The 20086-nt window shown below is 72.3% G+C and carries 18 protein-coding genes and 1 tRNA gene; 2 read left to right on the top strand and 17 right to left on the bottom strand.

Annotated features, from left to right (window positions below; all coding sequences use genetic code 11):
• The first annotated feature begins 69 nt into the window (after window positions 1-69).
• Window positions 70-1242: a 4-hydroxybenzoate 3-monooxygenase gene (locus AOM00_RS14000; RefSeq protein ID WP_062518388.1), complete on the top strand. Its 1173-nt coding sequence runs from the start codon at window positions 70-72 to the stop codon at window positions 1240-1242.
• Between the two features lie 257 nt (window positions 1243-1499).
• Here AOM00_RS14000 and AOM00_RS13995 read toward each other — a convergent pair.
• The 9 genes from AOM00_RS13995 to topA form a co-directional block, all read right to left on the bottom strand.
• Window positions 1500-1575: transfer RNA gene (locus tag AOM00_RS13995), tRNA-Thr, on the bottom strand.
• A 63-nt stretch (window positions 1576-1638) separates the two neighbouring features.
• Window positions 1639-3183: an alpha/beta hydrolase gene (locus AOM00_RS13990; RefSeq protein WP_062518387.1), complete on the bottom strand. Its 1545-nt coding sequence runs from the start codon at window positions 3181-3183 to the stop codon at window positions 1639-1641.
• Window positions 3184-3192: 9 nt separating this feature from the next.
• Window positions 3193-4341: a DNA polymerase III subunit delta' gene (locus tag AOM00_RS13985; protein WP_062518399.1), complete on the bottom strand. Its 1149-nt coding sequence runs from the start codon at window positions 4339-4341 to the stop codon at window positions 3193-3195.
• Window positions 4338-4991: a dTMP kinase gene (tmk, locus tag AOM00_RS13980; protein WP_062518386.1), complete on the bottom strand. Its 654-nt coding sequence runs from the start codon at window positions 4989-4991 to the stop codon at window positions 4338-4340. The genes AOM00_RS13985 and tmk overlap by 4 nt, the downstream gene beginning before the upstream one ends.
• A gap of 68 nt (window positions 4992-5059) precedes the next feature.
• Window positions 5060-6055 carry a Gfo/Idh/MocA family protein gene (locus AOM00_RS13975; protein ID WP_062518385.1) on the bottom strand — a complete coding sequence of 332 codons (996 nt, stop codon included), beginning with the start codon at window positions 6053-6055 and terminating at the stop codon, window positions 5060-5062.
• A 28-nt stretch (window positions 6056-6083) separates the two neighbouring features.
• On the bottom strand, window positions 6084-6923 hold the full coding sequence (locus AOM00_RS13970; RefSeq protein WP_062518384.1) for an ankyrin repeat domain-containing protein: 840 nt from the start codon (window positions 6921-6923) through the stop codon (window positions 6084-6086).
• On the bottom strand, window positions 6920-7486 hold the full coding sequence (locus tag AOM00_RS13965; RefSeq protein WP_062518383.1) for an RNA polymerase sigma factor: 567 nt from the start codon (window positions 7484-7486) through the stop codon (window positions 6920-6922). Before AOM00_RS13965 ends, AOM00_RS13970 begins: the two co-directional genes overlap by 4 nt.
• An 89-nt stretch (window positions 7487-7575) precedes the next feature.
• Window positions 7576-7812 (bottom strand): hypothetical protein, encoded by a 237-nt coding sequence (locus tag AOM00_RS13960; RefSeq protein WP_062518382.1) that lies wholly within the window; start codon window positions 7810-7812, stop codon window positions 7576-7578.
• 6 nt (window positions 7813-7818) lie between these two features.
• Window positions 7819-10479 carry a type I DNA topoisomerase gene (topA, locus tag AOM00_RS13955; protein WP_062518381.1) on the bottom strand — a complete coding sequence of 887 codons (2661 nt, stop codon included), beginning with the start codon at window positions 10477-10479 and terminating at the stop codon, window positions 7819-7821.
• A gap of 167 nt (window positions 10480-10646) precedes the next feature.
• Between topA and AOM00_RS13950 the strand changes: the two genes are divergently transcribed.
• A complete protein-coding gene (locus AOM00_RS13950) occupies window positions 10647-11501 on the top strand; it encodes an inositol monophosphatase family protein (RefSeq protein WP_062518380.1) in 855 nt (284 codons plus the stop codon).
• Window positions 11502-11745: 244 nt separating this feature from the next.
• Here AOM00_RS13950 and AOM00_RS15860 read toward each other — a convergent pair whose 3' ends face one another.
• The 8 genes from AOM00_RS15860 to AOM00_RS13910 form a co-directional block, all read right to left on the bottom strand.
• Entirely contained in the window at window positions 11746-12408 is a 663-nt protein-coding gene (locus AOM00_RS15860) for a winged helix-turn-helix domain-containing protein (protein ID WP_228373515.1), read from the bottom strand.
• A 105-nt stretch (window positions 12409-12513) separates the two neighbouring features.
• Window positions 12514-13215: a hypothetical protein gene (locus AOM00_RS13940; protein WP_062518378.1), complete on the bottom strand. Its 702-nt coding sequence runs from the start codon at window positions 13213-13215 to the stop codon at window positions 12514-12516.
• Between the two features lie 293 nt (window positions 13216-13508).
• The gene (locus tag AOM00_RS13935) at window positions 13509-14234 is read right to left on the bottom strand and encodes an anaerobic ribonucleoside-triphosphate reductase activating protein (RefSeq protein WP_062518377.1); all 726 of its coding nucleotides are present in this window, start codon (window positions 14232-14234) and stop codon (window positions 13509-13511) included.
• Between the two features lie 450 nt (window positions 14235-14684).
• Window positions 14685-16199, bottom strand: coding sequence for a DUF7059 domain-containing protein (locus AOM00_RS13930; protein WP_228373514.1), 1515 nt, complete (start codon window positions 16197-16199; stop codon window positions 14685-14687).
• Window positions 16200-16226: 27 nt separating this feature from the next.
• Entirely contained in the window at window positions 16227-16754 is a 528-nt protein-coding gene (locus AOM00_RS13925; RefSeq protein WP_062518376.1) for a GNAT family N-acetyltransferase, read from the bottom strand.
• Entirely contained in the window at window positions 16754-18112 is a 1359-nt protein-coding gene (locus AOM00_RS13920; RefSeq protein WP_062518375.1) for a M20/M25/M40 family metallo-hydrolase, read from the bottom strand. The genes AOM00_RS13925 and AOM00_RS13920 overlap by 1 nt, the downstream gene beginning before the upstream one ends.
• Complete coding sequence (locus AOM00_RS13915; RefSeq protein WP_062518374.1) at window positions 18109-19560, bottom strand: MFS transporter; 1452 nt, start codon at window positions 19558-19560, stop codon at window positions 18109-18111. The genes AOM00_RS13920 and AOM00_RS13915 overlap by 4 nt, the downstream gene beginning before the upstream one ends.
• Window positions 19561-19628: 68 nt before the next feature.
• Complete coding sequence (locus AOM00_RS13910) at window positions 19629-20054, bottom strand: hypothetical protein (protein ID WP_062518373.1); 426 nt, start codon at window positions 20052-20054, stop codon at window positions 19629-19631.
• Window positions 20055-20086 lie beyond the last annotated feature (32 nt).

Below are 20086 nucleotides of genomic sequence, written 5' to 3'. Positions count from 1 at the left end.
CGCTCGGGATGCGCGGCACACTGGGCGGCGCACGGGCGTCGACGGGGACGCCGCGCCGAAGGAGGCATCATGAACGCAGCCGTCCGCACCCAGGTCGCCATCGTCGGGGCAGGCCCCGCCGGCCTGGTCCTCTCGCACCTGCTCGCCGAGGCCGGGATCGCGTCCGTGGTCATCGACAGCCGCTCGCGTGAGGAGATCGAGTCGACCATCCGTGCCGGGATCCTCGAGCAGGGCACCGTGGACCTGCTCGCCGGCATCCCCGGCTCGCGCGTCCACTCCGTCGGCTCGCGCCACGACGGCATCGAGCTGCGCTTCGACGGCGCGGGCCACCGCATCGACTTCACGGGCCTGGCCGGCCGCTCGGTCTGGCTCTTCCCGCAGCATGAGGCGCTCCGCGACCTCATCGCGGCGCGCGTCGCCTCGGGCCAGGACCTCCGCTTCGGCTGGACAGCGACCGCGATCGAGGGCGCCGACGGCGAGCGTCCCCGCGTGATCGCGACGGACGATGCGGGCGGCGCGCTGGCGATCGAGGCGGACTTCGTGGTGGGCGCCGACGGTTCGCGCTCGGTAGTCCGGCGCGCGATCTCGGGCTCGCACGACGGCTTCTTCCGCGAGTACCCGTTCGGGTGGTTCGGCATCCTGTGCGAGGCTCCGCCCAGCGCCGACGAGCTCATCTACTCGAACTCTCCCGACGGCTTCGCGCTCATCAGCCAGCGCTCCCCCACGGTGCAGCGCATGTACTTCCAGTGCGACCCTGACGCCGATGCGGACGCGATGAGCGACGCCCAGATCTGGGACGCGTTGCAGACGCGCGTGCCGGGACACGCGCTGATCGAGGGACCCATCTTCCAGCGCGACGTGCTGCGCCTCCGGTCCTTCGTGGCGCGCACGCTGCGGCAGGGCCGCCTCGCGATCGTCGGGGACGCCGCGCACACCGTGCCGCCGACCGGCGCGAAGGGCATGAACCTGGCGGTGGCCGACGTGGTCCTGCTCGCCCGCGCGCTCGAGGAGCTGCTGCTCCGCTCGGATGCGCACCTGATCGACGCGTGGGCCGACGCGGCGCTCGACCGCATCTGGAAGGCCCAGCACTTCTCCTGGTGGATGACCAGCATGCTCCACGTCGCACCCGGGGCCACCGAGTTCGACCGCCGGCGTCAGCTTGGGGAGCTGCGGACCGTGGCCTCCTCGGAGGCCGGGCGCACCTACCTCGCCGAGGGCTACACAGGGTGGCCGCTGGGGTGAGCGGCGCGGCCCGACCTGCGCCCTGCGAGGTGCTGACTGCCCGGATTCGCTTCGATCGGGCAACCAGCACCTCCCTGAGCGCCACCGGGCATCGTCGGTTGACCATCAGGCGTCGTCGACCTTGGTGAGTCCGCGCTGGCGGGACATGGATGTCGGATCCGCGCGATATCCGGCACCCATGTCCCGCCAGGGGGGCGTGACGCTCGGACGGCGGGAACGCAGACGGCCCGGCCTCTCACGAGACCGGGCCTTCCTGGTGGAGCCGCCTGTGGGAATCGAACCCACGACCTATTCATTACGAGTGAATCGCTCTGCCGACTGAGCTAAGGCGGCGAGTGCCCCTCGCGGGACACCACGGTGCACCCCCGAGGGGGCACGGGTAGAAATGATAGCGCCTCAGCAGCGCAATCCTGAAACCGGCATCTCCCCGCCCACCAGATAGCCGTCGACCGCGTCGAGGATGCACTGGTTCGAGCGTCCGTAGGCGGTGTGCCCCTCGCCCTCGTATGTGAGCAGGGTCGAGCTCGCGAGCTGCTCGCTGAGCGACTCGGCCCACGCGTAAGGCGTCGCCGGGTCATGCGTGGTGCCGATCACCAGGATGGGCGCCGCATCGTCCGCGGCCTCGAGCGCAGTCACGGGCTCCTTGGCGGTCCACGGCCAGCCGTCGCAGCCGAGCGAGGACCCGAACCACCAGCCGAACGTCGGGGAGGCCTCCTCGATCGACCCCACGAATGCCCCCAGCGAGTCGACCGTGTAGGGCTCCGTCACGCCCCCGTCGAGGCAGCCGATCCCGGTGAAGGCCCACTGGCTGTTCGACAGGTACTCCCCGGTGGTGGGGTCCTTGTCGAGGTAGAACCCTGCGAGCTGGTTGAAGATGTCGGCGGTGCCACGCTCGAGGACCTCGCTCAGGCCCGCCTCGAGGTAGACCCACGAGGCCTCGTCGTACATGGTGACGACCATGCCGTAGACCATGAGGTTGCCGTTGACCACGTCGCCGTCGGGCGTCGGGTAGCCCTCGTCGCGCGCCTGCAGCGCGATGTCCTGGACCTGCTGGCGCGCCGCCTCACGGTCCGCGTCGAGCGGGCATCCCTCCTGCTCGGCGAGGCACCAGTCGATGAAGTTCATGAGCGCGCCCTCGAAGCCCGCGGCCTGGCCCTTGGCCTGCTCCTCGACCGGCAGCGTGAAGTCCACCGCGCCGTCGAGGACCATGCGGCCCACGTTGTCGGGGAACAGCTCGGCGTACGTCGCACCCAGCTGGGTACCGTACGAGTAGCCGAGGTAGTGCAGCTGCTCGTCTCCCACGACCGCGCGGATCACATCCATGTCACGAGCCGCCGAGGAGGTGTCGACGTTCTCGAGCAGCGGCCCGCTGAGCTCGCGGCAGCGCTCGGCGAAGGCCGTGGTCGCCGCGCGCGCCTCCTCGATCGCCTGCTCGGTGTCGAGGATCTGATCGGTGAGGTAGTAGTCGTCGATCTCCTCGGAGTCGCCGCATGCGAGCGGCGAGGACTCGCCCACCCCGCGCGGGTCGAAGCCGATGATGTCGTAGGACGCGAGGACGTCGTCGCCCGCCATCGCGACGAACGACTCCGTGAGGTCCAGCCCGCTCCCGCCCGGTCCGCCGGGGTTGATGAGCAGGCTGCCGAGGCGGCCGGCGGCGTCCGTGGCGGCGTGCCGGTTGATCACCAGGTCGGTGGTCGCACCGTCGGGATCGCTCCAGTCGACCGGCACCTGGATGGTCGCGCACTCGAGCTCGCCGCAGCGGCTCCACGACGCCTCCTGCTGGTACACCGCCGCCTGGTCCGGCGCGACGCTCTCGCCCTGGCCGTCGATCGATCCGACGGCGGGGTCCGACGGCTCGACCTGCGTCCGGTCCGGCGTGCACCCCGCAAGGAGGGACGATGCGGCGAGCAGGGCGGCGATCGAGGTGAGGCGGCGTCTCATGCGGCCACCCTAGCGACGGCCCTGGGTGCGCGGGCGCAGATCGAGGGCCATCGCCTCGAGCGCGAGCAGGGGCGCGACGTTGCCCGCGAGACGGTCGCGCGCCGTGCCGAGCGCGTCGAGGCAGCGCATGGTGTCCGCGAGCGCGGTCCGCTCCGCCAGGTCGCGGACGTGGCCCTCGTGCGCGACGTTCACCAGACGCACCGACGCCCCCGTCTGGAGGATCGCGACGTCGCGGTACAGCGACATGAGGTCGGTGATCGCGCGATCGAGCACATCGCGCTTGTGGCGCGTGGCGCGGCGCTTCTGATCCTCCTCGAGCTGGCGCAGCTGAGCGCGCAGCGCCGGCGGGATGCGCGTGCCGTCCTCGACGCCGAGCGTGGTCATCAGCTGCGCGCGCTCCTCCGCGTCGCGCTCCTCGGTCGCCGCCTTCGCGTCCGACTCCGCTACCTCGACCAGGTCCGCGGCCGCGAAGATGGCATCGCCGACACCGCGGATGTCGGTCGCGAGCGCGAGCACCTGATCGCGGCGGGCGCGCGCGTCCGGATCACGCGCGAGGCGCCGGGCGACCCCGATGTGGCTCTGCGCCGCGAGCGCGCACTCGAGCGCGAGCGCGGGGTCCGTGCCGTCCCGCGCGGTGAGCAGCTGCGCCACCGCCTCGGGCGCGGGCGTGCGCAGCCCCACCACGCGGCAGCGGCTGCGGATGGTCACGGCGACGTCCTGCGGGCTGGGGGCGCACAGCACCCACACGGTGCGCGGCGGCGGCTCCTCGATGGACTTGAGGAGGACGTTCGAGGTGCGTTCCGCCATGCGGTCGGCGTCCTCGACCACGATGACGCGCCACCGTCCGCGGCTGGGCGCGGTGGCGGCGAGGGAGACGAGGTCGCGCACCTCGCTGATCGCGATGGTGACCTTCTCGGTCGCGACCAGCGTGACGTCCGCATGCGTCCCCGCGATCGCGGTCGAGCACTCGCGGCATTCGCCGCACCCGCCGCGTTCGCACTGCAGCGCCGCCGCGAACGCCCGCGCGGCGTACGAACGGCCCGAGCCGGGCGGGCCCGTGATGAGCCAGGCGTGCGTCATCGAGCCCGGGTCGTCGATCGCGGCACGCAGCGGGCCGATGGGACGCTCCTGCCCCACCACCTCGTTCCAGACGCTCACGGGGTGCCCCACGGCTCGAGCGGCAGCGCGCCCGGACGGCCCATCGCGACGGAGACCGCCTCCACCACCGCCGCGTGCACGGCCTCGACCGTGCGGGCGGCATCGACGACCGCGTAGCGGGCGGGGTCCAGCGCCGCGCGCGCGAGGAAGGCCTGGCGCATCTGCTCGGACTTGGCGATGGTCTCGCGCTCGACGCGGTCGAGGTCGCGGCTCATGCGCGCAGGGTCGGGCGCCATGTCGAGGACCACGGTGAGGTCGGGCAGCATGCCCTCCGTCGCCCACAGCGAGATGCGCTCGACCTCCTCGCCCAGGCCGCGCGCCCCGCCTTGGTAGACCACCGACGAGTCGAGGTAGCGGTCCTGGAGGACCACCGCTCCGGCCTCGAGCGCAGGGCGCACCTTGGTGGCGATGTGGTGCGCGCGATCCGCGGCGTACAGCAGCGCCTCCGCGCGCGGCGCGACATGGTCGCCGTGCATGATCGCCTGGCGCAGCTCGACCCCCAGCGGCGTGCCGCCGGGCTCGCGCGTGGTGAGCACCTCGCGCGCGCCGCCCGCGCTGGAGCGCAGGTGCGCCGCGAGCAGCTCGACCTGCGTGGTCTTGCCCACGCCGTCGGCGCCCTCGAACACCACCCAGAACCCCGAAGACACCATGGGGACGAATCTACCGGTGGGGTGCGACGTCCCGGTGCGCGTCCTCCACACCCGTCCCGCGCATCGTCCTACTGCTCGTTGGGGTAGATCAGGCCGATCTGCGCGCGGACCTCGTCCATGATCTCCATGACCTCGATCGACTGGTCGAGCGTGAGCAGCGCGCTCTCGGTGTCCCCGGCGACGATGCATCGGGCGACCTCGGCCGCCTCGTACTGGAAGCCGTTGGGCACGTCGCCATCGAAGAAGGACGTGGTCCCGTCCGCCTTGGTGACCGTGAAGGAGGTGGGCGTGTAGAACGTGTCGTGGACCTCCACGTATCCCTCGGTGCCGCCGATCAGCGCGACGTTGGGCGTCCGCACCTCCATGGTGGTGGTGAGGATCGCCTGGGCGCCCGGGTAGTCGAACACCATGGACACCTGGCCGTCGACGCCCGTCTCCCTGAGACGGCCGCTCGCGGTGATGCGCTCCGGGACCCCCAGGAGGTCGTGCGCGAAGGCGATCGGGTAGACGCCCAGGTCGAGCAGCGCACCACCCGCGAGGTCCGGGTTCCACATCCGCTCGACATGCGTGAGCGCCTGGCCATGGTCGGCCTGCACCGAGAGCACGTCGCCGATCTCCCCGCGCACGATCAGCTCGCGCAGGGCGTGGACGTGCGGGAGGTGGCGCGTCCACATGGCCTCCATGAGGAACACCCCCTTGGCACGGGCCGCCGCGACCACCTCGCGCGCCTGCGCGGCGTTCTGCGTGAAGGCCTTCTCGCACAGCACGTGCTTGCCGGCGTCGATGGCCATGAGCGCGTGCTCGTGATGGTGGCTGTGCGGCGTCGCGACGTAGACCACGTCGACGTCCGGGTCCGCGAGCAGCTCCTCGTAGGAGCCGTACGCCGTGGGCACGCCCATCTCATCCGCGAACGCCTGGGAGCGTTCGAGGCTGCGGGAGCCGACGGCGATCACCTGCGAGGCCGTGTAGCGGTTGACCGCATCGGCGAGCTTGTGGGCGATGCCTCCGGCGCCGAGGATCCCCCAGCGGACGGCAGGCGCGGACATGGGCAGCGGTGCACTCATGCGGCCAGCCTAGTCACGGGTGGAGCGCTCAGGGCCATCGCGGCTCCTGCGCCCACCGCTCGGACGCCTCCGCGACGAGCTCCTTGATGGCCTCCGGGAAGCGCGCCGTGGCGATCCAGCGGTCGACACGCACGCCGTCGACCACGACCGTCGGGTCCGCGCCCGCGTCGAGCAGCGTCGCGACCTGCGAGGTGCGACCGCTCCGCGCCGCGTCGAGCAGGGCGCTCCATTCGCCGTCGATCTCCATCGGGTACCCGCGCGCCACGAGCGCGAGCAGCGTGGCTCGGGTGCCCTCGCGCGCGACCAGCGACATCTGCGCGGCACGCGTGAGGCCCACGGGGGAGGAGTCGAGGAGCGACAGCACCACGTCCGGCTCGCACGGGCCCACCGCATGCGTGACCGCGAGGTCCACCTCGGGGTCGTCGGGCGAGATCCGCGGCGCCCCCACGCCCTCGAGGATCGCGACCGCCTCGAGATCGCACCGCGAGGCCGCCTGCTCGACGTAGTGGTACGGGTCCCACCCGACCGTCGCCCCCGGGTCCGCGCCCGCCGCGAAGAGCGCGCGCATCGCGTCGTGGTCGCCGTTCTCGATCGCATCGCGCACCTGCGGCGCGAGCGGGGCGTCGAGCCTGATCTCGGTGGACGGGTCGGACGCGGGTTCGACCTGGTCGCGCCCCTCCCGCATCCATGCCTGGCCCGCGAGGACCACGATCGGCACCGCGATGGCGAGCAGCGCCGTGGAGACGGCCCGCCTCCGCCGGCGCCGGGCACGGATCCTGTCGATCACGGGCCGCGCGCCCACGGCCGCGAGCACGGTCGCGGACTCGGCGCCGTGCCGTTCCGCCGCTTCGAGGAGGTCCTGGTTCACGACGCACGCCCCCGTCCCGCATGCACGCGCGAGTGCGGAGGCTCACCCGAGACCTCGACCGTCTCCGACGCGGCGTGGTCCGCTCCGGGCCACGGCCCGAGCACCTCGCGCGCCCGATGCAGCAGCGACTTCACGGTGCCCTCCGTCACCCCCATCACGGCAGCCACGTCCCGGACGCTGAGGTCGTCGTAGTGGCGCAGCGCGACGGCGATCCTCGCTCGCGGCGGCAGCGACTGCAGGGCCCGCGAGACCTCGTCCTCCTCCGCGAGCGTCTCGCTGTGGTCCGGGACCGCCGTCGCGATCGCCTGCCCGGGCAGGACCCGCCGCCACCGGGTCGCTCGCCGCGCCTCGTCGATGCGGAGCGTCCGCATCGCGGCGCGGACATAGGCCTCCGCGGCACGCGCGCCGTCCAACCGGCGACGGCGCGTGAACACCTTGACAATGGCCGCCTGCACCAGCTCCTCCGCATCGGCCTGGGAGCCCGTGAGGAGGTAGCCGTACGCGCACAGGCGCGGGAGGGCCGACGCGTACAGCGCGCCGACGACGTGCTCGAGATCGTCCATGGCCCCTCCCGACACATGAACGCCGGGGAGGCGTGCCGGGTTGACTCGAACCTACGCCTCCGGTCGGAGGGCGTCGAGAGGGCCTGGTCCTAGAGGTCGCCCTTGCGCGGGCCGAAGCGGGCCGCGAGCAGGCCGCCGACGAACGCCACCGCCGCGATCAGCGGCACGGGCCAGTCGAACGAGAAGCCCAGCGCGGAGACCGAGCCCGAGTCGACCGTCAGCGCGACGGCGCCGAAGCCGAGCACCAGGCCCGCGTAGCCGAGGAAGGTGAAGCCGGTCGATCGCGCAGGCTCGGGCGGAGGGCCGGGCTGCTTCTGGTCAGGCACGGCGCCTCACTTCTTCTTGGTGCGGGTGGTGGTGGTCTTCTTCGCGGCGGTGCGCCGGGCCGGCTTCTTGGCCGGCCCCTTGGCGCGCTTCTCCGCGATGAGCTCGATGGCACGCTCGGGCGTGAGCGACTCCACCGACTCGGTCTTGGGGATGGTCACGTTGGTCTCACCGTCGGTGATGTAGTCGCCGAAGCGGCCCGACTTCGCGACGATCGGCTTGCCCGAGGTCGGGTCGTCACCGAACTCCTTGAGCGGCGGCGTCGCAGCCCGCCCACGGCCCCGCTTGGGCTGCGCGTAGATCGCCAGCGCCTCCTCGAGCGTGATGTCGAGCAGCTGCTGCTCGGACTCGATGGTGCGCGAGTCCGTGCCCTTCTTGAGGTACGGGCCGAAGCGGCCGTTCTGCGCCGTGATCTCCTCGTTGGTGGCGGGGTCGACGCCCACGATGCGCGGAAGGCTCATGAGGCGCAGCGCGTCCTCGAGGGAGATGGTCTCGAGCGACATCGACTTGAACAGGCTCGCGGTCTTGGGCCGGCCCTTGGCGTCCTCGGGCAGCACCTCGGTGACGTACGGGCCGAACCGACCGGCCTTCGCGACGATGTCGAGGCCCGACTCGGGGTGCTGACCCAGCACGCGCTCGTCCCCGCCCTGGTTCGCGAGCAGCTCCTCGGCCTTCGCGACCGTGAGCTCGTCAGGCGCGAGCTCGTCGGGCACGGAGGCGGTCTGCTTCTCGCCGTCGACCTCCCGCTCCAGGTAGGGGCCGTACTTGCCCACGCGGAGCGCGATGCCGTCGCCGATCTCGAACGTCGAGTTGGCGCGCGCGTCGATCTCTCCGAGGTCGTCCACCAGGCGCTTGAGCCCCTGCGCGCGGCCCTCGTCGTCCGAGGCTCCCGAACCGAAGTAGAACTCGCCGAGCCAGTCCACGCGGGACATGTGGCCGGACGCGATCTTGTCGAGGTCCTCCTCCATGTCCGCCGTGAACGCGTAGTCGATGAGCCACGCGAAGTGGTCCTCGAGCAGGCGGATCATCGCGAACGCGAGCCACGTGGGCACCAGCGCCTGCTTCTCGACGTTGACGTAGCCCTTGTCGATGATGACGTCGACCATCGCGGCGTAGGTCGACGGGCGGCCCAGCTTGCGGTCCTCGAGCTCCTTGATCATGGAGCCCTGCGTGAAGCGAGGCGGCGGGGTGGTCGCGTGGGTGAGCGGCTCGATGCCGTCCGCGTCCACCTTCTGGCCCTCGGCCAGCACCGGCAGCCGCGACTCCTTCTCGACCTTCTGCTCGTCCTCCTCGTACCGCGCCTTGTCGCGCGACTCCTCGTACAGCGCCATGAAGCCGGGGCTGGTGAGGATGGTGCCGGAGGCGGAGAACTCGACCGCGTGGTGCGCGGCCGTGGTCGCGCCGATGCGCACGGTGGACGTGGTGCCCACGGCATCGGCCATCTGGGAGGCGAGGGTGCGCTTCCAGATCATCTCGTACATGCGGAACTCGTCGCCCGTGAGCTCGGTGCGCAGCGAGTCGGGCGTGCGGAACGTGTCGCCCGCGGGACGGATCGCCTCATGCGCCTCCTGCGCGTTCGAGTCCGCGGACGCGTAGATGCGCGGGCTCGCCGCGACGGCGTCCGCCCCGTACAGCGCGGTCGCCTGCTTGCGCGCGGCGCGCACGGCCTCGCCGGACAGCACCGGCGAGTCGGAACGCATATAGGTGATGTAACCCTTCTGGTACAGCGCCTGCGCGACGCCCATCGCCTGGCGCGCACCTAGGCGGAGCTTGCGGCTCGACTCCTGGATGAGCGTCGACGTGATGAAGGGCGCGGCGGGGCGGCGCTTGTACGGGCGCGAGTCCACGCCGTTGACCGTGAAGGTCGAGTCCGCGAGGCCCGCGGCGAGCGCTCCCGCGAGGGCCGCGTGGACGTGGACCACCTTGTCGTTCTTGAGCGCTCCGCGGTCGTCGAAGTCCTTGCCCGTCGCGACGCGCTTGCCGTCGACCGTGGTCAGCTTCGCCTCGAACGAGCGCCCCGCATCCTTGCCCTCGGTCGCGGTGAACGTGCCGCGCAGGTCCCAGTACTCGGCGGACTGGAAGGCCATGCGCTCCCGCTCACGGTCGACCACCAGGCGCAGCGTCACCGACTGGACGCGGCCCGCGGAGAGCCCGGACTGGATCTTGCGCCACAGCACGGGCGAGACCTCGTAGCCGTAGAGGCGGTCGAGCAGGCGGCGCGCCTCCTGGGCCTCGACCAGCTCCATGTCGACCTCGCGCGGGTTCTCGAGCGCCCTGCTGATGCCCTCGCGGGTGATCTCGTGGAACGCGAGCCGCTTGACCGGCACCTTGGGCTTGAGGACGTCGAGCAGGTGCCACGCGATGGCCTCCCCCTCGCGATCCTCATCAGTCGCGAGGTAGAGCTCGTCTGCCTCCTTGAGGCGCTTCTTGATGTCCGCGACGATCTTCTTCTTGTCCGCGTTGACCACGTAGTACGGCTGGAAGCCCGCGTCGATGTCGATGGCGAACTTGCCGATGTCCGACTTCTTCAGCTCGGCCGGCAGCTCCGAGCGCTCGGCGAGGTCGCGGATATGGCCCACCGACGACACCACGTCGTAGTCGGCGCCGAGGAAGCCGCCGATGGTGCGCGACTTGGTGGGCGACTCGACGATGACGAGCTTGCGGGCCATGGAACCTTCTCTCTGGGATGTGCGCCCCGGCGGCTTCACCTGCCTGAGACGCACTCAATATACATACGGGGTGCGACGGCGCCACCGGGACCTGGGGAGAGGTGAACGATGGATGGCCGGGCCTCGGCGCATCGTCCACCCAGGCACCGCCATGGTTCGATGGACGCATGGAACCCCTGCTCGACGCCGCACAGCGCGCGGCGGTGGGCGCGGCCATGCGCCGCGTCGCCGACGCCGAGATCCGCCCGCGCTTCCGCGCCCTCGCCGACGGCGACATCCGCCTCAAGGGCCCGGGCGACTACGTGACGGAGGCGGACGAGTCCGCGGAGCGTGCGCTGACCCCGCTCCTGCGCGAGATCCTCGACGTCCCCGTCGTGGGCGAGGAGGCGACCGCTGCCGACCCCGCGCTGACGCGCCTGCTCGCGACCGAGGGGACCGTCTGGACCGTCGACCCTGTCGACGGCACCGCGAACTTCGTCGCCGGCTCGGACACCTATGCGGTGATGGTCGGGCTGGTCGAGGGCGGCGAGCCCGTGGGCGGGTGGATCTACCACCCGGAGCAGGACCGCATGTTCGAGGGCTTGCGGGGCGTCGGGGCATTCCTCGACGGCCGGTCGCTCGCGGCGGGGGTCGAGCGCTCCCGCGGGGACGATGCACGGGCGGCCCTCGCTCTCGAGGAGCCGCGCGGCGCGGTGTCGGTGAGGTACGCGGTCGACTCGGTCCGCGAGGGCCTGCTCGCGGCGGAGCCCGAGCTGGGCGGGTACGACGAGCTGCGGATGTGCGCGGGCTTCGACTATGCGGACCTGGTCCTGCAGGACGTGGGCTACCTGGTCTACACGCGAGCCAAGCCGTGGGACCACGTGCCCGGCGCCGCGATTGCGGCGGAGGCGGGCTTCACCGTGGGCCGCGTCGACGGCAGCGGGTACGTGCCCGCCGTCGAGGAGGGCGCGCCGCTGCTCGCCGCCCGCACCGATCGGTGGGAGTCGATCCGCGAGGTACTCGCGCGCAACCTGGGCCTGTAGCCGGCGCGCCGGGTCCTGCGAAGCGGGGCACCGACGTGCCGGGCACCCGATCGCCAGGTCACGGCAGCCGACGTGGTCGCCCGTTGTCGGTCCGCGCGGATCTCTGCGTGGCAGCGGTGGCTGGCTGTCAGTCGCGGACGCCGAGCGACAACCAGGCACCACTGTGAGGCGACGAGCACCCGGAACCGACCACCAGATACCACTTCTACGTGACCGCGCGACCGCCATCTGATCGCGCCGTGGGCTACGGCCGCGACCGCCGCCCCACGATCCGGCTCCTGCTCGCGAGCAGGACGCCCCCGGCGAGGATGAGCGCGAGCGCACCGGCGAGCGCGGGCCAGCCGTGCGACGCACCGGTCGAGGCGAGCACGCCGCCCGTGGCTCCCGCGACCTGGTCGACGTCCCCGGCACCAGCCACCTGGCCGCCCGCCTCCTGCGCGATCGGGACCACCCCCTCGTCGTCCTGCCCCGCTGCCTCGTCGTCGACCGCCCCCGGATCGTCCGCGGCCGGGGCATCGTCACCGGGCACCTCCCCCGCGGGAGCCGGCGCCGCGTGCGACGGGATCACCGGCGCATCGTCACCGCCGCCGACCACCTGGACCTCCGCGACGAGCTGGTAGCCGCGACCGTGGGCGGTGCGGATCACGCGCTGATCCGCGCCGGTGTCGCCCACCGCCCGACGCACGGTGCGCAGCGCGGTGGTGAGGGCGGCGTCGCTGACGAACTCCGTCCCCCAGACATGCTCGAGGATCTCCTGCTTGGTGACCACGCGCTCGTGATGCGAGACCAGCAGGCGGAGCAGGTCGAACGCGCGGGGCTCGACCCGGACCGGCTGCCCGGCGCGGGTGAGCTGGAATCGGGCAGGGTCGAGCTCGAAGTCCTCGAACCGGAACGCCCCCTGTACCACGGGGCCGAGCGTACCCACCCGCTTCCGCCCTGGTAAAGGGCTGGAGCACGACGAAGCGGGAGGGCCCCAGAGGACCCTCCCGCTCGTGTGCGCCGTGCAGCGGCGTCAGACGGTCGCGAGCTCCGGCTCGGCGACCTTCTCCGACGCGCGGGCCGCGTCGCGCTTCGCGACGTCGCCGGCGATCCAGAACGAGGCGCCGCCGAGGGCGAGGAACAGCGCGCCCAGACCGGCGATCAGGCCGACGATGCCGAGGCCCAGCTTGAGCGTCGAGGCGGTGACGGAGCCGACGCCAAGCTCGCCGAACAGCGCGTGAGCGGTGGGGTTCCAGGCCTGCGACCGCGCCGCACCGTCGAGGGGGCTCGCGTAGTCGAACTCGGTCCAGTAGCGGCCGTCGGTGGGCACCTCGTAGGTGCCGGCGGCGATGGTCTCGCCGTTGTACTCGACGTCCTCGTCGATGACGACCGTCGAGGTCGAGGTCAGCGTGTGGTAGCCCACCGTGGCCATCTGGTACATGTACTCGGTGCCCGTGTTGACCAGCGGGTCGTCGGGGTCGAGCTCCGAGTCGACCACCTTGTAGCCCCAGTCGTCCTCGAGCAGGCTCAGGATCGCCTCGGCGCCCTCGACCGTGCCGCGGTCGATGAGCTGCCCGTCCTCGTTGTAGGTCAGCGTGACGTTCTGCGCCTCGGAGAAGCTCTGGAGCGAGTCCTGACCCGCCGCGACCTCGGAGTAGGCGTAGCCGGCGGCGCCGAGGAAGCCGACTCCGGCGAGCGCGAGGCCCGCCCCGACGATGCGAAGCTTGGTGACCATGATGGTTCCTTTCGGGGATTGGTTGAGCTGTCACCTAGAACCCTTCCGTGCCCCTCGCGCCCATCGTCGGGACGTTGGCCCCGAAACATCCTCGAAACATAGGTTGACGTGTCACAGTTCGGTAAAACAACGGCGTTATCAGGTGTGATGCGTCTCACTCGAGGCCGGGAGGCATGGGACCCAGGGCCCAGGCCGGGACGGGCGACGCCCCGCGCAGCACTCCGCGGACACCCCCGCCGGGCACGCAGAAGGCCCCCGCCGCGGACAGCGGCGGGGGCCTTCGGAAGCCTGGATCAGCGGCGCGCGAGGTCCGGCAGGTCCTCGTGGGTGATGACGTCGTAGAGGCCGCGGTTGCGCAGCGCACGGCGGTAGCCCGCGGAGGCGCCCGCGCGGCGCGGCTGCTGCAGCACCGGGGCGTGGAAGCCGCGGTGGATCACCTCGCGCACGGTCTCGAGCACGTACTCGCGCGTGTGCACGGTCGGGTCGACGATGAGCTGGACCTCGTAGTCGACGCCGGACTCGTGGATCGCCTCGAGCGAGGCCCACGCCTGGAAGCCCGCGGTGTCGGAGCCGGTGATGTGCTCGTACATGCCGGGGGTGCCCTTGAGGTCGAAGCGCACGAAGTCCACCTCGGGCAGGACCGAGGCCAGGCGGCCCGGGTGGGCGCCCATGGTGTGCAGACCGATCGCGTAGCCGAGCGCACGCGCCTCGCGCATCGCCGGGAGGAGGCCGTCCTGGCGGGTGGGCTCGCCCCCGCCGAACACGACCGCGTCGACCAGGTGGCGGTGCGACTCGAGCTGCTCGAGCACGCGCTGCCACGTGACGCGCCCCTCGCCGGTCGGGTCGTGGCTCTCCGGCGTGCCGCAGTACGCGCACAGCCACGGGCAGCCCTGCAGGGTGACCGTCGCGGCGATGCGTCCGGGCCATGCGTGAGTACAGGAGGTGAGGAAGTCCGCGATGACCAGCCCGTCGGCGGTCTCGTCGGCGATGGCGGTGATGTCGATCTCGGTGGTGGACATGGGGGGTGCCTCCTGCGTCGGCGATGCCGCGGGATCTCCGCGACGTCCTTTTCTGACGACCGGTCCGGACGTCTCCAGGGTGCGCCGACGCGGCGTCGTGAGACGCGTCGACACACCGTCGTATGGGATTTCATCGGCGAGGGGGCGATGGTCGTGCATCAGCGCCGCCTCGACACCGTCATTCTCACCCATGGTGGAGGGTCGCAGGGCGCCTGAGGCGACCTGTGCCCCGGCTCCTGCGGCGAACGTCGATGTCACCCTTCAAGGGTAGTTTTGCGCCTTGGTGACCGCTTCGGACCTGGGTCCCGTATCTGGTGTGGCGTGCCTCACCCTGGGACCAAGGGCCGGTAAAGGTCGCGAGCCTCGCCCCAAGCCATGGCAATGCCTCGGCATGGCGGTGAAATCCCAGGAAGATCCCAGTGAGATTGGTCACTCGCGGGCGTGTCGCGCCTACGCGAGGAAGCCGTCCGCCACCAGCTCGCGGATCGCCGGGACCAGTCCGGCCAGCATCGTCCCGGAGGACACGTCCAGCAGCGCCGCGAGCGCATGCGCGATCTGCCTCGCGGTGAGCTCTCCGTCGCATGCCCCGACGAACCCCGCGAGCGCCGTATCCATCGACACCGAGCGCCCGAGCCCCGCGCCCTGGCGCAGCAGCAGATGGGAGGGGTCCGCCTGGAGCACCGGGCCGTACGACTCGCGGGTGACATCGGCAGCGGCGGTCCAGGCGGTGTCGAGCAGCGCGTCGTCGGACAGCGCCACCACGCGATCGTGGGCCGCGAGCGCGGAGACGAGGTAGCCGCCGAACGGCTCCTGCAGCGGACCCTCGTGCTGCTCGAGGCGGCGCAGCGTCGGGATGCCGTCGACGGGGCGGCGCAGCAGCACCATCCCGAAGCCGATGGCTCGCACGCCGCGCGCGTCGAAGTCCGTGAGATACGCCTGGTAGGCGGCATCGAACTCGGCACGCCCACGCTCGGGCGTGACTCCCGCGTCCCGCAGCCAGGTCTCGGCGTACTCGGCGGCATCGAGCTCGTCCCGCTCGATCACCCACGCGTCGAGCGGCACCGGCGAGGCCGCGAGCCACGCCTCGAGCGGCTCGTCCCAGGACTCCCCTCGGATCTCCCAGTTGCCGAGCATCTGCGCCACCCCGCCCGGTGCGAGCACCGTGCCGACGCTCGACACGAGCGTGGACACGATGCCGTCGCCCGGGACCCCGGACGCCCGGTACTCGAAGCTCGGCGCCCCCTCGGGCGTGATGACGAACGGCGGGTTCGACACCACCAGGTCGAACTGCTCCCCCGCGACCGGGTCGAGCATCGAGCCCTCGCGCAGGGACCAGGCGCCGGCGTCGTTGAGAGCGCGGTTGAACTCGGCGTAGGCGAGCGCGCGGCGCGAGATGTCGGTCGCGACCACCGCCTCCGCGTGCCGCGCGGCATGGAGCGCCTGGATCCCGCACCCCGTGCCCAGGTCCAGCACGCGCCCCACCGGCGCGCGCATCGTCATCCCGGCGAGGGTGAGCGACGCCCCGCCGATGCCCAGCACGTGGTCGGCGCGCAGGCGCGCGCCCGTGACCGCCTCGCCCTGGTCGGACGCGACCCACCAGCGCGACTCGCCCTCCTCCCCGATCGCCGCGTACGGCCGGAGGTCCACGCGCGCACGGGCCTCCCCGCCCGACAGCTCGACCAGGCCCAGGCGGGCCGCACCGTCGGCGCCCGTCGCGGGAAGGGCTGCGTCGAGCGCCGACGTCGCCACGGGGTCGCCCAGGAGGAACAGCCGGGTGAGCGTCGCCTGCGGCGTGGACGATGCGCGGGCCGCGACGCGGGCCGGCAGCACCTGCTCGCGGGAGAAGGCGCGCATGGCACGGTCCCCCACCACGGCCTCGACCGCGTCGACCGTCCAGTCGGCGAGGTCGCTGCGGAGCGCGTCGGCGGAGGCGGGATCGGGCAGGGCGGGGGCGTCGAGGGTCACGCCAACGAGGCTAGTGCGGCCGGGCCGTCACAGCGCGCGGACCATCTGGACCTCATGACCTGCCGCCGTCTCGAGCACGTGGCCGGTCGCGCGGAAGCCGAGACGCTCGTAGGCGGCCCGCGCACGCGGGTTGTCGGCATGCACATCGAGGTGGAGCGCTGCGAGGCCCTGCTCGCGGGACCACGCGCATGCGCGTTCCACCAGCTCCCCGATGAGCCCCGTCCCCCGAGCCGCGGGCTCGACGTAGACGCCCACCAGGATCGCGCGGCGCTCGGGGATGATCGCGCCGAAGTAGTCGGCCGAGCCGGCGCCCTGGACCAGCACCGTGACCGTGCCGACCAGCACCCCGCCGTCCTCCGCGAGCAGCTGCAGCGCCTCCCCGCCGTGCGAGGCCCGTGCCGTGCGATCGATCCAGAACTCGTCGGGCCGGGCGCTCGCCACCTCGAGCGTGTCGAGGAACGCGACCGCGGCGGCCGGGTCCGCGAGCGCCGCGAGCCGGAGGTCGCGCGCCCGCGCCCAGTCCTCGGGGACGATCCGGCGGATGGTCGGGGTCATCACCCCAGTCTGGTCGAGGTCAGCAGCGCACGGTAGAACGCGACGCCGCGGCCGAGGGACTCGACCTCGACCTTCTCGTTGGGCCCGTGCACCGCCTCGCGCTGAGGCTTCGACATCCTCAGCGGCGCGAAGCGGTAGGTGGCGCCCGACATCGGCGCGAGGTGCCGCGAGTCGGAGGCGGCGAGCATGACGTACGGGATCGCGAGCGCGTCCGGATACGACGCCCCGACGGCCTCGAGCATCGCCGCCCACCGCGCATCGTCCCCTCGCGGGGACACCGGCGAGGGCTCGGACGGCACCTCCGGCTCGAGGGTGACGCGGGGGTCCTTGACCACGTCGCGCACATGCGCGACGGCCTCCTCGACGCTCGACCCGACCGCGACACGGATGTTGAGCACCGCGGTCGCGCGCGTCGCGAGGACGTTGTGCGCGGGGCTTCCCTCGAGCTGCGTGATCGCGACCGTGGTGCGGACCATCGCCGCGAGCTCCGGACCCAGACGCGGCATCACCCGCGCGAGCACTCCGCGCAGGGACGACGCGCGGCGCAGGAGCGCGCCGAGCGGGCCGCGGAGCCGACCGCCCACGAGCGTGAGCATCTCGATCGAGACCTCGCTGACCGCAGCCGGGTGAGGGTTCGCCTCGATGCGCGCCAAGGCGTTGGCGAGGATGCCGGGAGCGGACTCGCGCGGCGGCGTCGAGGCATGCCCGCCGAGTCCCTCGACCGTGAGCCGCACGTCGACGATCCCCTTCTCGGAGACGCCGATGACCGCGGCCTCGCCGTCGAGGCCGGGGAAGGCGCCCGTCGCGACCGCGCCGCCCTCGTCGAGCACCATCCACGGCACGATGCCGCGCTCCTGCAGGAGCGTCGCGGCGGTGATCGCGCAGTCGCCGTAGGACTCCTCGTCCGCACCGAGGAGGAGGTGGAGGTCCTGCGCGGGGATCCAGCCCTCGCCCAGCAGCGACTCGACTGCCTCGAGCATCACCGTGAGCGCGCCCTTGTCGTCGAGCGCACCGCGCCCGAACACCCATCCGTCGACGATCGCACCGGCGAAGGGCTCGTGCTCCCAGCCCTCGGCCGCCCAGTCGCTCGGCACCGGCACCACGTCCTGGTGGGCCATGAGGACCACGGGGCGGTCGGCTGCGGCGCCAGGGATCCGGACCAGCAGGCCGGCGCGTCCCACGGTCTCGACCTCGTGCGCGAGGACGCGGGGATAGAAGGTGTGCAGCGCCCGGTGAAGCGCGGCGAACGATGCCGCGGTCGCGTCGTCGTGCGGGCCCAGGTCCTTCGGGGTCACCGTCGGGATGCGGATGAGGGCCGCGAGGTGCTCCGCGACCTGCTCGGCGGCGGGGACGCTCATCGGGCGCCCGCCGCCTCGGCCTCGACCGCGTCGATGTTGTGCTGGAACGCGACCTTGGGGACGGCGAACAGGCACAGGGCGGCCACGATGGCGGTGCCGCCGCAGATGGCCCACACGGTCATGTAGCCGGACAGCGTGCCGGCGGTGGACTCGCCTGCTCCCGCCGTGGCCCCGCTCACGAGCGCGACCGCGAACGCCGCGGAGGCGAACGTGCCGCCGATGGTCTTGGTCGTGTTGGTGAGACCTGTCGCCATCGCGGTCTGGTGCGCGGGGGCGGCGGAGGCGGCGGCGGCCGGCAGCGCCGCGACGAGCGCACCGGAGCCGAGCCCTGCGACGACCATGCAGCCCACCACCACAGCTGTGCTGCCATGCAGCGGGATGAGCGCGAGGTACCCGCCCGCGACCAGGAACGATGCGGCGATGAGCACGCCTCGCGGGCTGAAGCGGGCGCTGAGGCGGGCGAACAGCAGCGCACCGACCAGGAGCGACATCACGTAGGCGCCGATGAGGTACGAGGCCGTGGCGGACGTCAGCCCCAGGCCGTAGCCGACCTCGGACGGATCGGTGCGCGCGAACGTCGACAGCGGTCCCTGGGCCCCGAGCACGCTCACCCCGAACAGCGCCGCGGTGAGGATCACGGGCCACACCGTCGGGCTCTTGATGAGCGCGATGTCCACCAGCGGGTCCTGCTTGGCACCCTCGACACGGACGAAGAGCCACATGAGGAGCGCACCGATCGCGATGACGACCGCGACCCATGGTGTGAACCCGTCCGCGCGGACCAGCGAGAGCCCGCCCGTGAGCGCGACGAGGCTCAGGGTGAGGATCACCGCGCCGAGGGTGTCGACCGAGCCTTCACGGCGGACGCCCGTGTCGGGCACCTTGAGCAGCACCACCAGGAACGCGACGGTCACCAGCACCGCAGGGACGCTGAGCGTCGCCCACAGCGGCAGCATCCCGCCCAGCTGCCCGCCCGCGAGCGCCCCGAGGATCGCGCCCGCCTGGAGCGCTGCGACGATCACGCCGGCGCCCTTGCGGGTGAGCGCGGCACCGTCCTCGCGGTCGCGCGCACGCGAGTGGATGATCGCGATGTTGAGCGGGAGCCACACCACGTAGAAGCCCTGGATCGCCCACGCGAGGATGTACAGCGGGAAGCTCGGCGCGAAGGCGAGGCTCCAGCTCGCCACCGCGGTCACCAGGAGCGAGGCCAGCAGCACCTTGCGGTGGCCGATGATGTCGCCCAGGCGCGCCAGCACCGGCACGACGATCGCGCTGAGCAGCAGCTGGGCCGCCTCGAGCCAGTTCACATCGGCATCGTGGATGCCCAGGTGCCGGGCGATGTCGGTGAGGAGGGGCGTGTAGTAGCCCTGAAGGACGCCTGAGGTGCCCTCGACCACGACGAGCGCGCCGACCACGCCTCCCGCCAGCTTCGCGTTCATCCGTGCCATCCCGGCATCGTGCCAGGGTCGTGTGTCACGGAGGTTGCGACGCGGCCGGGACCCGGCGGCGCCACGTCTCAGTCGTCAGCCTCCTCGATCGCGACGACGGCACCGGCGCGCTCAAGGCTCCCGGCGACGTCGCGCGCAGCGGCCTCCGAGACGTTCCTGCGGACGATGAGCGGCGCCCCCTTCTCGAGGGCCTCGCGCACGGTGCGGAGCTGACGCGCATCCGCGCCTTCCTCGCGCGCCGCCGCGAGCACCAGCTCAGGGGTCTCTCCCCAGCCCGTCACCGTGACCGTGAACCGTCCGGGCTCGCGGGACGGGGGACGTCCGAGGGGTGACAGGCCCAGGAACCTGCGGATCGGGGCCTCCATGACGACCGCAGGCAGCACCACGGCCACGGCGACCACCCAGAACGGAAGCGTCGAGGACAGCACCGCGAGCACCGCCGCCCAGGCCACGATGCCGGACAGGACGATGGCCCAGCGCGCGCCCCGGCTCATGCGGGGCACCCGCGGTTCGCGTCTCGAGTCGG

Source organism: Demequina gelatinilytica, from assembly GCF_000971115.1.
In the GTDB taxonomy this organism is placed as follows: domain Bacteria; phylum Actinomycetota; class Actinomycetes; order Actinomycetales; family Demequinaceae; genus Demequina; species Demequina gelatinilytica.
This window is presented reverse-complemented; position numbering and strand designations above follow the sequence as displayed.

Coding starts and splice junctions, on each gene's coding strand:
- AOM00_RS14000 (WP_062518388.1), top strand. CDS start 70: ATGAACGCAGCCGTCCGCACCCAGGTCGCCATCGTCGGGGCAGGCCCC.
- AOM00_RS13990 (WP_062518387.1), bottom strand. CDS start 3,183: ATGAGACGCCGCCTCACCTCGATCGCCGCCCTGCTCGCCGCATCGTCC.
- tmk (WP_062518386.1), bottom strand. CDS start 4,991: ATGGTGTCTTCGGGGTTCTGGGTGGTGTTCGAGGGCGCCGACGGCGTG.
- AOM00_RS13975 (WP_062518385.1), bottom strand. CDS start 6,055: ATGAGTGCACCGCTGCCCATGTCCGCGCCTGCCGTCCGCTGGGGGATC.
- AOM00_RS13965 (WP_062518383.1), bottom strand. CDS start 7,486: ATGGACGATCTCGAGCACGTCGTCGGCGCGCTGTACGCGTCGGCCCTC.
- topA (WP_062518381.1), bottom strand. CDS start 10,479: ATGGCCCGCAAGCTCGTCATCGTCGAGTCGCCCACCAAGTCGCGCACC.
- AOM00_RS13950 (WP_062518380.1), top strand. CDS start 10,647: ATGGAACCCCTGCTCGACGCCGCACAGCGCGCGGCGGTGGGCGCGGCC.
- AOM00_RS13940 (WP_062518378.1), bottom strand. CDS start 13,215: ATGGTCACCAAGCTTCGCATCGTCGGGGCGGGCCTCGCGCTCGCCGGA.
- AOM00_RS13935 (WP_062518377.1), bottom strand. CDS start 14,234: ATGTCCACCACCGAGATCGACATCACCGCCATCGCCGACGAGACCGCC.
- AOM00_RS13925 (WP_062518376.1), bottom strand. CDS start 16,754: ATGACCCCGACCATCCGCCGGATCGTCCCCGAGGACTGGGCGCGGGCG.
- AOM00_RS13920 (WP_062518375.1), bottom strand. CDS start 18,112: ATGAGCGTCCCCGCCGCCGAGCAGGTCGCGGAGCACCTCGCGGCCCTC.
- AOM00_RS13915 (WP_062518374.1), bottom strand. CDS start 19,560: ATGGCACGGATGAACGCGAAGCTGGCGGGAGGCGTGGTCGGCGCGCTC.
- AOM00_RS13910 (WP_062518373.1), bottom strand. CDS start 20,054: ATGAGCCGGGGCGCGCGCTGGGCCATCGTCCTGTCCGGCATCGTGGCC.